Below are 14,400 nucleotides of genomic sequence, written 5' to 3'. Positions count from 1 at the left end.
ATATGTTCAAACATTTAAAGAGCGATATTCCAGCTAGTATCGTGGTGTTTTTCGTTGCATTACCTCTTTGCTTAGGTATAGCATTAGCCAGTGGAGCTCCCTTATTTTCCGGATTAATAGCAGGTATCATTGGTGGTATCGTAGTAGGATCACTTAGTGGCTCTAAGATTGGGGTAAGTGGCCCGGCAGCGGGTTTGGCCGCTATTGTATTAACAGCAATTGGTGCCTTGGGCGGATACCAAAATTTTTTGGTCGCTGTTGTTTTGGGAGGTGTAATACAACTTGTTTTTGGTATTCTAAAGGCGGGTGTCATTGGTTACTATTTTCCTTCATCGGTAATTAAAGGAATGCTAACAGGTATTGGTATTATTATTATCTTGAAACAAATACCGCATTTTTTTGGTTATGACCCCGATCCTGAAGGGGATTTTGCCTTTTTTCAGGTTGATGGAAAAAACACATTTTCTGAAATTTTTGAAACTTTAAATAATATAAGTCCCGGTGCTTCATTAATTGCTATAATTGCACTTTCTATATTAATTCTTTGGGACAAGGTACTGTCCAAAAAAGGAAAAATATTTAAACTAGTTCAAGGTCCCTTAGTTGCAGTTGCAACAGGGATTATATTTTTTGTGCTTACTAAGGGTAATTCGTCATTGGCAATTTCTACGGAACATTTAGTAAGTGTTCCCATACCAGAAGACGCCTCTTCCTTTTTAGCCCAGTTTAGTTTTCCAAATTTTGGCGCAATTACAAATCCTCAAATTTGGATAACTGCTTTTACTATTGCGCTGGTGGCAAGTTTGGAAACATTATTATGTGTTGAAGCAACAGACAGAATAGATCCACATAAAAATGTGACTCCTACAAATCGCGAGTTATTGGCACAAGGTACTGGTAACATAATTTCTGGATTAATAGGTGGTCTACCTATTACCCAGGTAATTGTAAGAAGTTCTGCAAATATCCAATCAGGTGGTAGAAGCAAGGTGTCTGCTATAATACATGGGTTTTTATTGTTGATTTCTGTAATTCTTATCCCTAGATTATTGAATATGATTCCCTTATCGGTATTGGCAGCCATTCTTTTTGTAGTGGGATATAAATTAGCAAAACCGTCCTTATTTAAAAAAATGTATCAATTGGGATGGAAACAATTTGTACCATTTATAGTTACTATTTTGGGTATCATTTTTACCGATCTTTTAGTTGGTATCTGCTTGGGATTAGCTGTAGGTATCGTTGTTATTTTATTGAAAAGCTATCAAAATTCGCATTTCTTACATATTGAGGATAAAAGCAATGGGAAGCATAAAATTAAAATGACACTTGCAGAGGAAGTGACTTTCTTTAATAAAGGAGCCATCTTAAAAGAGTTGGACAGTTTACCAAGAGATACTTACCTTGAATTAAATTTATTGAATACAAGGTATTTAGATAACGATATAATAGAAATTCTAGAAGATTTTTCCTTTAAGGCAAAGGAAAAAAATATAGATATACGGTTGGTGTCTAAAAGAGGTATAGTTGAAAACCCAGAAAGTTTTGTAGAATTCTTTGAAAAAAGGCCAAAATCAAAATTGAGTCTTAGTTAGAATCCCACTTCCTATGAACTTTAATGCTCATCTAAATCTTTATAAAATGAAAAAAAGCAAACATAAAATAGTTGTCTTTACAGATTTGAAAAAATCCATAGACAATACATTGAAAAGTGCTATAAGTCTGGCTAAAATAGTTAATGCCGATATAGAATTGTTTCATGTAACAAAAGCATCGGAAGTTGTAAACATGGAAAGTCAATTATCTGTAATTCGCAACATCAATAATGATTATATCACTGTTGATAATACCATGAAAAATATAGTAAAGGCATATTCCCAAGAATCCTCTGTGCACATTTCCCATACATATGCCATTGGTAGACCAAAACATGAAATAGATAAGTATATCAAAGAAAAAAAACCAGACATTGTAGTACTAAGAAAGAAAAAAACCAAACTATTGGGATTACTAGGGAATAGTATCACAAAAATGGTTTTAGAATCATATTCTGGGACCATATTTATGGCCGATGACAACCATGTTTTAGATTTAAATAAAAAAATATCCTTAGCCATATTAAACGATAATGGTAAAAGGCAAGAGATAGATTTCGCAGACAATCTATTTTCACATTCAGATGGTCCATTAAAGTCTTTTAAAATTGTAGCAGATTCTAATAATATAACACCGTCAGAGTCCTATTATGGCAAAAAAACAATTGAGTACGTCTTTGAAAAACGAGATCATACCATTAAAAGCCTTTCTACTTATATTACCTTAAGCAATATTAATTTACTCTGTTTGGATAGAGCAGAAAACAATCCAAACAACAGAAATAAAAATGGGATTGGCAATTCCAACATAAAAGAAATTATAAATGCCCTAAACGTACCTTTGCTTTTAACTGGAAAGCCAAAATACACCATATAAATCCATTAATCTGAATTTAAAATATAATGAAAGCACATACTAAAGAGACACAAGCAACAATGACACCTGAAAAATCATTACGCTTTTTAAAAGAAGGAAATCAACGTTTTCAAAACAACCTAAAGGCAAATAGAAATCTTCTTGAACAGGTAAACGATACTAGTGAAGGACAATTCCCTTTTGCAACTATTTTAAGTTGTATTGATTCTCGAGTATCTGCAGAGCTTGTATTTGATCAAGGACTCGGAGATATATTTAGTATTCGAATTGCAGGCAACTTTGTTAATGAGGATATCCTAGGTAGTATGGAGTTTGGCTGTAAACTGGCCGGTACTAATTTAGTGGTCGTTTTAGGCCATACCAGTTGTGGAGCAATTAAAGGTGCGTGTGATCATGCCAGATTGGGCAACCTAACCGCATTGATAAATAAAATTGAGCCTGCGGTAGCAGAAGTGAAAGAACCAACTGATGAAAATCTTAGGAATTCCAAAAATTTAGATTTTGTAAATGAAGTGGCTACCAAAAATGTAGAATTGACTATTGACAATATAAGACAAAGAAGCAAGGTATTGTCGGAAATGGAAGAAAATGGTGAAATCATGATTGTAGGTGCCATGTATGATATCTCCACAGGAGCCGTTGACTTTTTTGCTTAATTTATACTTTTCGTTTAATGAAAAAGCCGATGCAAATTGCATCGGCTTTTTTAATTTGTCATATAAAAGATACTTTTGTTTAGTGGTTATATCTAATTAAGAATGCTTAATTTAAATTTATGAAAAACCTATTCTCAAATTTTAAAGGTGACCTATTTGGTGGTATTACCGCTGGTATTGTAGCGTTGCCTTTAGCATTGGCATTTGGCGTTAGTTCTGGACTAGGTCCAAGTGCAGGTTTATATGGTGCTATTTTTATTAGTTTTTTCGCTGCCCTATTTGGGGGCACCAACACCCAAATATCTGGACCTACCGCCCCAATGACAGCTGTTAGTATGGTAATTATTGCAGGTATTATTGCAATTAATGGCGGTAATGTAGAAAAGGCCTTGCCCGCCATTTTAATTGTTTTTCTTTTAGCAGGGTTAATGCAAATAGGTTTAGGGCTTTTGGGTATAGGAAAATACATTAGGTATATTCCCTATCCAGTTGTTTCCGGTTTTATGACTGCTATTGGTGTTATTATTTTGGTAACACAGATTCTGCCAGCAATTGGTTACTATCCAAAAGAAGATGCGGAATTCGTTGCCAATTTTCAAGCACATGCAGAAGAAATTATTTTGGACAATATCTTAAAGGATGAAGCTGGTGAAGGAATATTAGTTCTTGAAGACTTTGAGGAGACTATAAAAAGAGCAGAACATATTACAAAGGAAGATATGTTAAAAGAAGCCCAAAACTTAGCAAAAACCGAGGCATCTGGGGTTTTAGGAGCTATAAAAATGCTACCTAGGGCAGTTCAAAATATTAATTGGCTAGAACTTGCATTGGCCTTGTCAACAATCATTATTATTTATGGTTTTAAAAAAATCACCACCACAATACCGAGTGCATTAGTGGCATTAATTGCTGTGTCTGGGGTTGCCTATGGTTTTGGTCTGGATTATAGACCTATTGAGGAGATACCTAGTGGTCTCCCTGTTCCTAACTGGGAGATTTTCACAAAATTTGATTCAAATTCGGTTACACCTTATGTTTTCACGGCTTTAACTTTAGCGCTATTAGGGGCCATTGATTCGTTATTAACATCTGTTGTTGCCGACAACATGACCAAAACAAAACACAAACCCAACAAGGAATTAGTAGGTCAAGGAATTGGGAATAGTATAGCCGCACTATTTGGAGGTATTCCTGGAGCAGGTGCAACTATACGAACAGTAGTAAATATCAATGCAGGGGGTAAGACAAAATTATCTGGTATGGTTGCGGGTGTATTATTACTAATTATTTTAATGGCCTTAGGACCAGTAGCCTCACAAATTCCCGCTGCAGTATTAGCAGGTATACTTGTAACCGTAGGTATTGGTGTAATGGATTATAAAGGATTGAAAGCCATTCCAAGTTTGCCTAAAGATATAGGGATTGGACCTATTAGGTTTAGTTCCGAAGTTGTAATAATGCTAGTGGTACTTATACTTTCTTCTGTTTGGAACTTGGTTTACGCAGTAGGTGTTGGACTTGTTATTGCCTCACTAATGTTCATGAAAAAAATGGGGGATCTTACCGCAGAACGTTCCGATGTAAAATCGCTAGGAAAAGAAAAAAAATGGTCCGACGAAAAAGATTTTCCAACTAATTTAAATGAAGAAGTTTTTATTAAACACATAAAAGGCCCATTGTTTTTTGGTTCCACCAGTGATTTTCAAGCATTGGCAGATCAAATACCAGATACAGCATCAACAGTAATAATTAGAATGGGACGCATGCAATATATGGATCAATCAGGGCTTTATGCATTAGAGGATACACTAATTGAATTACGTAAATCTGGTGTAACAGTACTCTTGGTAGATGTCTTGAAACAGCCTAAATATATGATGGAACGCGTTGGTCTTATTCCAGATTTAATTCCTAATGAATATATCTTTAACACCTTTAAGGAATGCTTGTTTTGGGTTAAGGAGAATGTTAAGGATACCAATCCTAAGATAGAGTAATCGAAAGGAAATAAGTCAAAAACAATACTTACTCTTTTAAAAGTTTTAACTTTGCGCCTTTAGTTTACGATATGATTGATACGATTAAAAAACATATAGCGGAGGTCGAATCCTTTACAGCCAATACAACGGAGGATATTGAAACTTTTCGTATTAAGTATTTAGGGAAAAAAGGATTGTTGAACGAATTGTTCGCAGCATTTAAAACAGTTCCAAATGAGCAAAAGAAAGAATTTGGACAAACCATAAACCAATTAAAGCAAGCCGCTACCGATAAAGTAAATTCCTTAAAAGTTGTATTAGAGGATGCGATAGTAGAACATGGGGTATATGGTGATCTTACCAGGCCTGGGGAACCAATTGAATTAGGTGCCAGACATCCAATTTCTATCGTAAAAAATCAAATTATCGAGATATTTTCCAGAATCGGTTTTAACGTTTCCGAAGGTCCAGAAATAGAAGATGATTGGCATAACTTTACTGCTTTGAACTTGCCGGAATATCACCCTGCAAGGGATATGCAGGACACCTTTTTTGTGCAAACAGATCCAGATATCCTTTTACGTACACATACCTCTTCGGTACAAGTACGTTATATGGAAAACAACAAACCGCCTATTAGAACCATTTCTCCAGGTAGGGTTTACCGTAACGAGGCAATATCTGCACGTTCACACTGTTTTTTCCATCAAGTAGAAGGTTTATATATAGACAAGAATGTTTCCTTTGCCGATTTAAAGCAAACTTTACAATATTTCACAACTGAGCTTTTTGGCAAATCTAAGATTAGACTAAGGCCGTCCTATTTTCCTTTTACAGAACCGAGTGCAGAGGTAGATGTTTATTGGGGATTAGAAACTGAGACTGATTATAAAATGACTAAAGGTACGGGTTGGTTAGAAATTATGGGTTGTGGTATGGTAGATCCCAATGTTCTTAAAAACTGTGGAATAGATCCAGAAGAATATTCTGGCTTTGCCTTTGGCATGGGTATAGACAGAATTGCACTACTACTTCATCAAATTTCTGATATTCGCTTATTGAGCGAAAATGACATACGGTTTTTAGAGCAATTTAAAAGTGCCCTTTAATTTTTGTGTTTCTCATTGTATCTACTAAAATCCACAAATGAAATCAGATATAGAAATTCCAGTTTCGAAAGATATATTTATTGCTTTGATCCATGAATGGAACGACGAATTTTTATCAAAAGATTGGAATGCATATATCCTAAATAATAAGAAAATACCAATTGAAATGGCCCTTATTGTATCCAAAGGCTATGATGAAAATCGCAAAACTTCAATGATGCGACATGCTATCGCTGTAGTTGCAGCAAAATCCTTTGAAAAAATTGAGTTGGTACAAGAGGATGTACTTATGCTAAACAATGAGTTTTATGTCACTTATTATGCTGATAATAAACTCTATGAGAGAAAGTTTCTTTTTGAAAAAGGCACAGTAACCACCAACAATCTTACCACTATCCCTTTGATAGAAAAGGATGGGATTTTCGCAAAATAACACGCCTATTCTACCTTTAAAATAAGGCATTGATAATTTTAAGTGTGTTAATCTTTCACATGTCCATTTTAACTATCTGATTTTTACAGAATTGGGATAGGAATTTGGGGTTTACATTTATAATTTAGGTTCCATAGCTAATTAAACAAATAACAACTTATGGAAACTACTGATATAAATAGAAGGAATTGGTTAAAATCTGGCATATTGACGGCAAGTGGGATTACCTTATTTCCCCATATTAGTTTTGCAGAAACCACTAAGGCACCAATAGTCTTTGACAATGACGGGAATGCACTATATAGTCCATTTTTTAAGGAATATATTCCTGAAAAGTTTCCAGAAGAAGATACTTTATTGGCAAAATTAAATGCTAACGAAAACCCCTATGGGCCATCTCCAAAAGCTATAGAAGCCTTAAAAAATGTAGCTGCCAAAGGAAACAGGTATGCATGGAAAGAGCTCTTTAAACTTATAGACAAAATCGCCTTAAAAGAGGGTGTGGACCCAAAAAACATAATGATGGGTCCAGGTTCTTCAGATCTATTGGAGAAAACTGGTATGGTCCTTTTCTTAGACGGTGGCAACATTGTCTCTGCGGACCCCTCCTATATGTCTCTTATTCGTGTTGCAGAAGCTACAGGGGCAACTTGGAAACCAGTACCATTAAAAGAAGATTGGTCCCATGATCTAGAAGGCATGGAAACCGCAATTGATGGGGATACAAAAATGGTATATATATGTAATCCCAACAACCCAACGGGAAGTATTACAGATAGCAAGTCCCTTCTCGATTTCTGTTCAAGGGTTTCCGAAAAAGTTCCTGTTTTTGTTGATGAGGCCTACTTGGGATTTCTTGAAGATGGCGCTAAGCAAAGTATGGTTGGCCTGGTTAATGAAGGAAAAGATGTCATAATAGCAAGAACATTTTCCAAAATTCATGGCATGGCCGGGTTAAGGGTTGGTTATATCGTTGCCCAAGAAAAAACTCTTGATAAAATTCAAAAAATTACTAGGGGAGGTATGGGTATTTCCTATACTTCAATCTATGCGGCCATTGCCAGTATGGATGATACCGAATTTCAAAATTCATCAAGGGCCAAAAACAAAGAGGCTAGGGAATATGTTTACAAAAGCCTTAAAAATATGGGATACGACTATGTGACCTCCTATACTAGTTTTATAATTTTTCCTATTGAAATGGATGGAAAACTATTTCTACAGAAAATGATGGAAAAGAAAGTTGGTGTTCGTGCTTTTGAATTTATGGGTAAAAATTGGTGCAGGGTGAGCATGGGTACTTTGGACGAAATGAAAATATTCACTTCCGCATTGACGGATGTATTGGCCTAACATGAACCTTACCTTACAAAAAGCACTGACCTTCGTATTATTTATTGTTATTGGTCTTCTTTTAAAACTCAAGTTTAAATCTAAAGAAGAACTTACCGGAATCAAAAAAATAATACTTAACCTGGCACTGCCTGCAACCATTTTTATTGCACTGATCGGTGTTAAAATAGATAGTGCCTTGCTATCACTACCTTTTTTGGCACTTGCTTTAAATATTATCCTATATCTTGGATTTCCCTACCTAATACCACTTACTGGTATTAAAAAAACTTCCCCAGAATATAGAACAGCAAGATTATTGGTGCCTTCCCTGGCGCCTGGCTTGTCTTGTTTTCCTTTTGTCCTTGAGTTTTTAGGTGAAGGGTACCTCGCTAAAGCGGCTATGGCCGATTTAGGAAATAAGGTTTTTGTTCTCATTTTTCTTTACCTCATAGCAATGAACTGGTTCTATAGCCAAAACAATGTTACGGTGAACAAAAAGGGTTCTAAATTAAAGTCATTGATATTGGCAATGATCTCCGAACCAGTAAATATCTTTATAGTCATTGCCTTGATTTTGGTGTTTTTTGGTTTTAATATGGAGACGTTGCCTTTTTTCATTAGCGAGATGATGAGCAGACTAGGTGGCATTATGACCCCTCTGGTACTTTTATATATAGGATTGGCAGTTCATATTAAAAAGAAGCAACTTTTTAAACTGTTATCACTGCTTTTGCTAAGGGTAGGTTTTGTATCCATTTTAACTGGACTATTTATTCTTTCAACCAATTTAAAAGCAGAAAATGATATGCTGCTTCTATTTGTTTTTGCCATGAGTGCTTGTAGTTTTTGGCCATTTTCGCATATAGCTATTGTAGATGGCCAAGAGAAGAATATTGCTAAAAAACACAGAACCTTTAATGCTAAATTTGCAGTTAATATCTTAGCACTGTCCTTTCCAATATCCACAATTTTGATATTGGGAGTGCTTTCTTGTGGTTCACATTTTGCGAATGCATATATAATACTGATTTTTGGTTCTGCATTCCTATTAATTGGGTTGATCCCCGTTATACTAAAAAAGATAATTTCAACTAGAAAAAAATCGGAAAAGCAAAAAACTGAATGGGTGGTTTACAGAACCACTCGTACATAAACGGTGTAATGTGCAACCGAATTTTTTTCTGGCATCTAAACTACATGATGAAAATCGTAAATAAGGCCATTAGTATATTTTTATTTCTTTTAGTTGAATGCCAATCCAATGTAGATATAGATTGTTCAAACGTACTTTGTGCCAATCAATCCTTTGCCATTGAACTGGTAGATTCAACGGGAATTAATTTATTGGAAAACGGGACCTATTTAAAAAAGAAAATGAATTTTTTGGAAAATTGTTGTAATCAAGGAGTAAGTCACCAAGTATTAAATGGTTTTTTACTTAATTGGGAATTATAGTAAGCCGTTTTGCCGGTTACTTCCTCTCCTAGCCAGCTGGGCTTTTCAAATACTTCATTTTCATTATCTAATTCTATTTCTGCCAAAACCAAACCTTCATTGTTGCCAAAAAATTCATCTACTTCATACATGTGGCTTCCAAAAGGAACTTCATATCTGATTTTATCCAATATGCCCGGCTCACACAATTCCAATAATGTATTGGCCTCATCATAAGTGATTTCCTTCTCCCATTCAAATCTAGATGTGCCGGTATTGTTAGATTTACCTTTTACTGTAATGAATCCTTGATTACCAATGATACGCACCCTAACCGTGCGTTCTACATGTGTATTCAAAAAACCTTGGACAATTCTCTTTTTGGTAATTGCTTTTTGTCTATAATCACTTGATTTGGTCAAGAATTTACGTTCTATTTCTATCACCCTCAACTATTTTAGATATTTCATCAGAAAGAATTCTCCTTCGTTCTTTATTGGCTCTATTTGCTAAGATAACCATACATTGAGCAATTTCTTGGGGTGGTATAACCCTATATTTCTTTAAACTACTTACGAAAAGTGGCCTTAAAATTATAAAGAACTTTTTAGCCAGCCACTCCCCCAATCTTTTCTCCTTACGTTTACCTCCAATCAAGGAAGGTTGTAGCAAATATGTATTTGGAATACTCATACTCAATACGGCTTGTTCCATTTCTCCTTTAACCCTATTGTAAAAAACAGAACTTTCGGCATTTGCACCCAATGCTGATATAACACAAATGGTTTCAATTGAATTTTCCTTACAGAGCTTGGCAACTGTGACCGGTATCCCATAATCTATAGCACCATATTGTTCTTTATTAGGGGTTTTAGACATTGTTGTGCCAATACAACAAAAAACCTCATCTGCAATAAATTTAGCCTTATGGGCTTCAATATCAAAAAGATTTAAAAGGTGTTCCTCTAACTTTGGTGATGAAATGCCAACACTAGATCGTGAGAAAAGCTTAACCGTACCATAGCGATCATCTTTCAACAGCTCTTGTAATAATACATTTCCCGTAAGACCTGTAGCTCCAATAATGATTGCAGATTTTTTACTTGTCTCCATCAAAATAAATATACCTTAATTTTACAGTATGTCCAATGATTTTACATCTAGAAAAATTATACATGTTGACATGGACGCCTTTTACGCTTCTGTTGAACAATTGGATAATCCCGAACTAAGGGGCAAGCCCATTGCCGTTGGTGGTAGTTCTAAAAGAGGAGTGGTAGCCGCTGCCAGTTATGAGGCCCGTAAATTTGGGGTACACAGTGCCATGAGCAGTGTATTGGCAGTTCGTAATTGCCCTGAATTAATATTTGTAAAGGCAAGGTTTGATCGTTATAAAGAGATATCGTCACAAATAAGGGCAATTTTTTTTGAGTATACCGACTTGGTAGAACCACTCTCCTTGGATGAAGCCTATTTGGATGTAACCAACAATAAAAAAGGCAACCCATCAGCAACATTAATAGCCGAGGAAATAAGGGCACGTATTTTGGAGGAAACGGGCTTAAATGCGTCAGCAGGTATTTCCATTAATAAATTTATAGCAAAGGTTGCCAGTGATTTTAATAAACCAAACGGGCAAAAAACAGTAAACCCAGAAGAAGTAATACCATTTCTCGAAGAACTGGATATTCGTAAGTTTTACGGAGTAGGTAAGGTTACTGCCGAAAAAATGTACAAGCTTGGGATATTTACAGGTAAAGACCTAAAAACCAAATCGCTTGACTATCTAGAGACTAATTTTGGTAAAAGTGGCAGTTACTATTACCATATTGTTCGTGGTATACATAATAGTGAGGTTAAACCACATAGAACGCCTAAATCCGTAGGAGCTGAACGTACTTTTAACAAAAATCTAAGTAGTGAGGTTTTTATGCTGGAAAGATTAGAGCATATTGCGACCGAATTGGAAAAAAGGCTCAAAAAATCCAATCTAGCTGGCAAAACGGTTACCTTAAAGATTAAGTACAGTGATTTTACACTAAACACCCGAAGCAAGACCTTATCCTATTTTATCTCAGGTAAAAGCATAATTCTGGAGACTTCAAGGGAGCTACTATATCAAGAAGAACTTCAAAACTCCGTTCGTTTGTTGGGTATTTCCATTACAAATCTAAATACAGAAAAAAATATTACACCAACTGATAAGGTAATGGTTCAACTAAAATTTGAATTTTAAACGGCACATACAAACGCGCCTTTAAAAGTTTATATTTCTCAAATTCCAATATTTACCATATATTTTTGTTTAGCCTTTTTAAGTAGAACTGAAGGCTATTACCAATAAAACTTAAACATAAAAGCTAAACCAGCTAATTTATTTTAGAGCAATAAATTCTTTTTCTAGTTTTAGTTTATCTGTGAAAGAAAAGAATTAATAAATGAACAATTTAATTAACTACGAAAATGCACTAGGGCATTATTACAAAACCCTAGCCTTAAATTCCTTACCCATTTCTTCATTGGATTTTTACTCACAAAGTTTTGAGAATATATGTATGATAGAGAACGATATGAAATCTATTTCACAATTAGCGGCACAGAACAATTGGAAATTGAATTCTACTAGTATTGATAAACATCTCAGGGATCAAGATCATATTATTGTTGTGACCAATTTAAAACTTCAAATTGTATTTGCCACAAAGAATATCTGGAAAATGAACCGCTACAGACCCACTGAAATAATAGGCAAAAAGCCAAAGATATTTCAAGGTAACAATACGTGTAGAATAAGCCTTGAGTATATTTCAAACTCAATAAAAAACAATAAACCGTTTGAGGCAACTATCGTCAACTACAGAAAAGATGGTGAACCATATAATTGCTGGATTAAAGGAGAACCAGTTTATAATGTAAATGGTAAGGTAGTTAACTTTATTGCTTTTGAAAAGGAAGTTGCTTAACATAAAAAAACCCCATCTATAAGATGGGGTTTTTTTATGATCACAATATGCACCTTAATCAAAATTACATGATTCTATTTCAGTAACCCTAAGGGTGTTTACCATACCTTTAGCCTTTATTGGCATAGCAGCCAAACTTACGAGCATATCCCCAGCTTCCAAAAATCCTTTCTTACATGCTATAGCGTTAACATCATCTATAGTCTCATCAGTAGAAACAAAACGGTCATAGTAAAATGCCTTAACCCCCCATAATAAGTTTAGTTGCGTAAGAATTCTTTTGTTAGAGGTAAATACCAAAATATGTGCACTTGGTCTCCAAGCTGAAATTTGAAAAGCTGTATAACCACTATTGGTAAGTGTAGAAATTGCTTTTGCCTTTATTTCGTTTGCCATGGTGGCCGCATGGAAACATATAGATTTGGTAATGTATCTATTTGTACGAACATGTGGTGGTTCATGCGGTACTTTAATAAGGTCGGAATTTTCAACACTACATAAAATACTAGACATTTTTTCTATTACTTGAATAGGATAGTTACCAACAGAGGTCTCCCCTGAAAGCATTACCGCATCTGCCCCATCCATTACGGAGTTGGCAACATCATTTACCTCTGCCCTTGTTGGTGTAAGACTAGTAATCATAGTTTCCATCATCTGCGTTGCTATAATAACAGGAATTCTAGCCTTTTTAGCTCTTAGTACCAATTTCTTTTGTATTAATGGTACTTCTTGGGCAGGTACTTCTACACCTAAATCTCCTCTAGCTACCATAAGTCCATCACAATAAGCCACAATCTTATCGATGTTTTCTACTGCCTCAGGCTTTTCAATTTTAGCTATTATTGGAATTTTATGTTCTGAATGCTTCTTTATTATGTTTTGTAGATCAATTAAATCTTGGCTAAATCTTACAAAAGAAAGTGCTATCCAATCTACATTTAAAGAAATTGCGAACTCTGCATCCTTAATATCCTTTTCGGTCAAGGCAGGAAGTGATATATTAGTGTTGGGAAGGTTTACCCCTTTTTTAGATTTTAAAGGACCTCCTTGGATAACTTTTGCCTTTACCTCGTTCTCACCATTGGTAGCAAGAACTTCAAACATTAACTTACCGTCATCCAAAAGAATACGTTCACCGGCTTTAACATCTCTAGGGAATTCCTTGTAGTTCATATAAACTCGCTCCGCCGTACCCTCGAATGCTTTACCGGTAACAAAGGTTATTTCATCACCTGGACTAACGACCACTTCACCGGCCATAACACCAACCCTAAGTTTTGGCCCTTGTAAATCTGCCAAAATAGAAGTGTTCATATCCAATTCCTCATTTAGCTCACGGATCATGGTTACCCTAGCTTTTACATCATCATAATCAGCATGTGAAAAATTGATCCTAAAGACATCTACGCCTGCCTCCATCATGCCTCTAAGCACATCTTTCTTACTTGTAGCTGGCCCTAAGGTTGCTACTATCTTGGTCTTCTTTGTAGTTGGCATTGTTAAAAAATTAAATTGTTTTTAGATTTTAGTTTATTGGCATCTACTTCGTAGGCCGCCATCACTTTTGGCATACCAAGTATAGTTTTTGTTATATCTTCACTTACAACACTATCATCCATTTGGATTTTTAAAAAATAGTCTACATCCTTTAATTCAGGAATAAGTCTTGGCGTACTGTAAGTTGTTTCATTTTGAAACAGATTGTTGTTATTAATCAATTCTTGTTTTAGACTTTGGTTTCCCATTAGCAACCAATACCGATCATTATACTCATCTTGCCATTCATAACAGGCAAATGATTTATAGGCTCCTAAATCAAAATCTTTTTTTGTTCTTTTGAAATTCGACTTTAGTATACTATTTAACCTATAAGCGATGGAGTAATCTTCCAAAACACTATGCAAAGCTATTAAAAGAAAAGAATCATCGTAAAAATCATCATTTATTTTGTAGACTGCCGCCATAATCAGAAAAACGGTAAATATAGGACTATTCAATAATAAAGCCTAAAAACAA

General features: G+C 35.1%; 15 protein-coding genes. 11 read left to right on the top strand and 4 right to left on the bottom strand.

Annotation, left to right across the window (positions count from 1 at the left end; translation table 11 throughout):
- The first annotated feature begins 2 nt into the window (after positions 1-2).
- From ACOCEA_RS05465 to ACOCEA_RS05425, 9 genes are all read left to right on the top strand, one after another.
- The gene (locus ACOCEA_RS05465; protein WP_420755201.1) at positions 3-1,595 is read left to right on the top strand and encodes a SulP family inorganic anion transporter; all 1,593 of its coding nucleotides are present in this window, start codon (positions 3-5) and stop codon (positions 1,593-1,595) included.
- 46 nt (positions 1,596-1,641) lie between these two features.
- Complete coding sequence (locus tag ACOCEA_RS05460; protein ID WP_420755200.1) at positions 1,642-2,472, top strand: universal stress protein; 831 nt, start codon at positions 1,642-1,644, stop codon at positions 2,470-2,472.
- Between the two features lie 26 nt (positions 2,473-2,498).
- Positions 2,499-3,128 carry a carbonic anhydrase family protein gene (locus ACOCEA_RS05455; RefSeq protein WP_420755199.1) on the top strand — a complete coding sequence of 210 codons (630 nt, stop codon included), beginning with the start codon at positions 2,499-2,501 and terminating at the stop codon, positions 3,126-3,128.
- A 119-nt stretch (positions 3,129-3,247) separates the two neighbouring features.
- Complete coding sequence (locus tag ACOCEA_RS05450) at positions 3,248-5,125, top strand: SulP family inorganic anion transporter (protein ID WP_420755198.1); 1,878 nt, start codon at positions 3,248-3,250, stop codon at positions 5,123-5,125.
- Positions 5,126-5,196: 71 nt separating this feature from the next.
- Positions 5,197-6,216, top strand: coding sequence for a phenylalanine--tRNA ligase subunit alpha (pheS, locus tag ACOCEA_RS05445; protein WP_420755197.1), 1,020 nt, complete (start codon positions 5,197-5,199; stop codon positions 6,214-6,216).
- 37 nt (positions 6,217-6,253) lie between these two features.
- The gene (locus ACOCEA_RS05440) at positions 6,254-6,649 is read left to right on the top strand and encodes a hypothetical protein (RefSeq protein ID WP_420755196.1); all 396 of its coding nucleotides are present in this window, start codon (positions 6,254-6,256) and stop codon (positions 6,647-6,649) included.
- Between the two features lie 159 nt (positions 6,650-6,808).
- Entirely contained in the window at positions 6,809-8,002 is a 1,194-nt protein-coding gene (locus tag ACOCEA_RS05435) for a pyridoxal phosphate-dependent aminotransferase (protein ID WP_420755195.1), read from the top strand.
- Between the two features lies 1 nt (position 8,003).
- Positions 8,004-9,137: an AEC family transporter gene (locus ACOCEA_RS05430; RefSeq protein WP_420755194.1), complete on the top strand. Its 1,134-nt coding sequence runs from the start codon at positions 8,004-8,006 to the stop codon at positions 9,135-9,137.
- Between the two features lie 44 nt (positions 9,138-9,181).
- Complete coding sequence (locus ACOCEA_RS05425; RefSeq protein WP_420755193.1) at positions 9,182-9,439, top strand: hypothetical protein; 258 nt, start codon at positions 9,182-9,184, stop codon at positions 9,437-9,439.
- Here the strand turns inward: ACOCEA_RS05425 and ACOCEA_RS05420 are convergent.
- Positions 9,397-9,864 carry a CYTH domain-containing protein gene (locus ACOCEA_RS05420; protein WP_420755192.1) on the bottom strand — a complete coding sequence of 156 codons (468 nt, stop codon included), beginning with the start codon at positions 9,862-9,864 and terminating at the stop codon, positions 9,397-9,399. The two genes, ACOCEA_RS05425 and ACOCEA_RS05420, sit on opposite strands and share 43 nt — an antisense overlap.
- Positions 9,845-10,531 (bottom strand): Rossmann-fold NAD(P)-binding domain-containing protein, encoded by a 687-nt coding sequence (locus ACOCEA_RS05415; protein ID WP_420755191.1) that lies wholly within the window; start codon positions 10,529-10,531, stop codon positions 9,845-9,847. Before ACOCEA_RS05415 ends, ACOCEA_RS05420 begins: the two co-directional genes overlap by 20 nt.
- 28 nt (positions 10,532-10,559) lie before the next feature.
- Here ACOCEA_RS05415 and dinB point away from each other — a divergent pair, with 28 nt between their 5' ends.
- Entirely contained in the window at positions 10,560-11,654 is a 1,095-nt protein-coding gene (dinB, locus tag ACOCEA_RS05410) for a DNA polymerase IV (RefSeq protein ID WP_420755190.1), read from the top strand.
- A gap of 202 nt (positions 11,655-11,856) precedes the next feature.
- The gene (locus tag ACOCEA_RS05405; protein WP_420755189.1) at positions 11,857-12,381 is read left to right on the top strand and encodes a PAS domain-containing protein; all 525 of its coding nucleotides are present in this window, start codon (positions 11,857-11,859) and stop codon (positions 12,379-12,381) included.
- Between the two features lie 54 nt (positions 12,382-12,435).
- Here the strand turns inward: ACOCEA_RS05405 and pyk are convergent, their stop codons facing one another.
- The gene (gene pyk, locus ACOCEA_RS05400; protein ID WP_420755188.1) at positions 12,436-13,881 is read right to left on the bottom strand and encodes a pyruvate kinase; all 1,446 of its coding nucleotides are present in this window, start codon (positions 13,879-13,881) and stop codon (positions 12,436-12,438) included.
- A 2-nt stretch (positions 13,882-13,883) separates the two neighbouring features.
- Entirely contained in the window at positions 13,884-14,348 is a 465-nt protein-coding gene (locus ACOCEA_RS05395; protein WP_420755187.1) for an IPExxxVDY family protein, read from the bottom strand.
- Positions 14,349-14,400: the final 52 nt, after the last annotated feature.

Source organism: Maribacter luteocoastalis (assembly GCF_048890225.1).
GTDB lineage: Bacteria > Bacteroidota > Bacteroidia > Flavobacteriales > Flavobacteriaceae > Maribacter > Maribacter luteocoastalis.
Note: the sequence above shows the minus strand (reverse complement) of the source record. Positions and strands in the feature narration are given on the sequence as shown.

Coding starts and splice junctions, on each gene's coding strand:
- ACOCEA_RS05435 (WP_420755195.1), top strand. CDS start 6,809: ATGGAAACTACTGATATAAATAGAAGGAATTGGTTAAAATCTGGCATA.
- ACOCEA_RS05395 (WP_420755187.1), bottom strand. CDS start 14,348: ATGGCGGCAGTCTACAAAATAAATGATGATTTTTACGATGATTCTTTT.
- ACOCEA_RS05450 (WP_420755198.1), top strand. CDS start 3,248: ATGAAAAACCTATTCTCAAATTTTAAAGGTGACCTATTTGGTGGTATT.
- ACOCEA_RS05415 (WP_420755191.1), bottom strand. CDS start 10,531: ATGGAGACAAGTAAAAAATCTGCAATCATTATTGGAGCTACAGGTCTT.
- ACOCEA_RS05430 (WP_420755194.1), top strand. CDS start 8,004: ATGAACCTTACCTTACAAAAAGCACTGACCTTCGTATTATTTATTGTT.
- dinB (WP_420755190.1), top strand. CDS start 10,560: ATGTCCAATGATTTTACATCTAGAAAAATTATACATGTTGACATGGAC.
- ACOCEA_RS05405 (WP_420755189.1), top strand. CDS start 11,857: ATGAACAATTTAATTAACTACGAAAATGCACTAGGGCATTATTACAAA.
- pyk (WP_420755188.1), bottom strand. CDS start 13,881: ATGCCAACTACAAAGAAGACCAAGATAGTAGCAACCTTAGGGCCAGCT.
- ACOCEA_RS05465 (WP_420755201.1), top strand. CDS start 3: ATGTTCAAACATTTAAAGAGCGATATTCCAGCTAGTATCGTGGTGTTT.
- pheS (WP_420755197.1), top strand. CDS start 5,197: ATGATTGATACGATTAAAAAACATATAGCGGAGGTCGAATCCTTTACA.
- ACOCEA_RS05460 (WP_420755200.1), top strand. CDS start 1,642: ATGAAAAAAAGCAAACATAAAATAGTTGTCTTTACAGATTTGAAAAAA.
- ACOCEA_RS05455 (WP_420755199.1), top strand. CDS start 2,499: ATGAAAGCACATACTAAAGAGACACAAGCAACAATGACACCTGAAAAA.
- ACOCEA_RS05425 (WP_420755193.1), top strand. CDS start 9,182: ATGATGAAAATCGTAAATAAGGCCATTAGTATATTTTTATTTCTTTTA.
- ACOCEA_RS05440 (WP_420755196.1), top strand. CDS start 6,254: ATGAAATCAGATATAGAAATTCCAGTTTCGAAAGATATATTTATTGCT.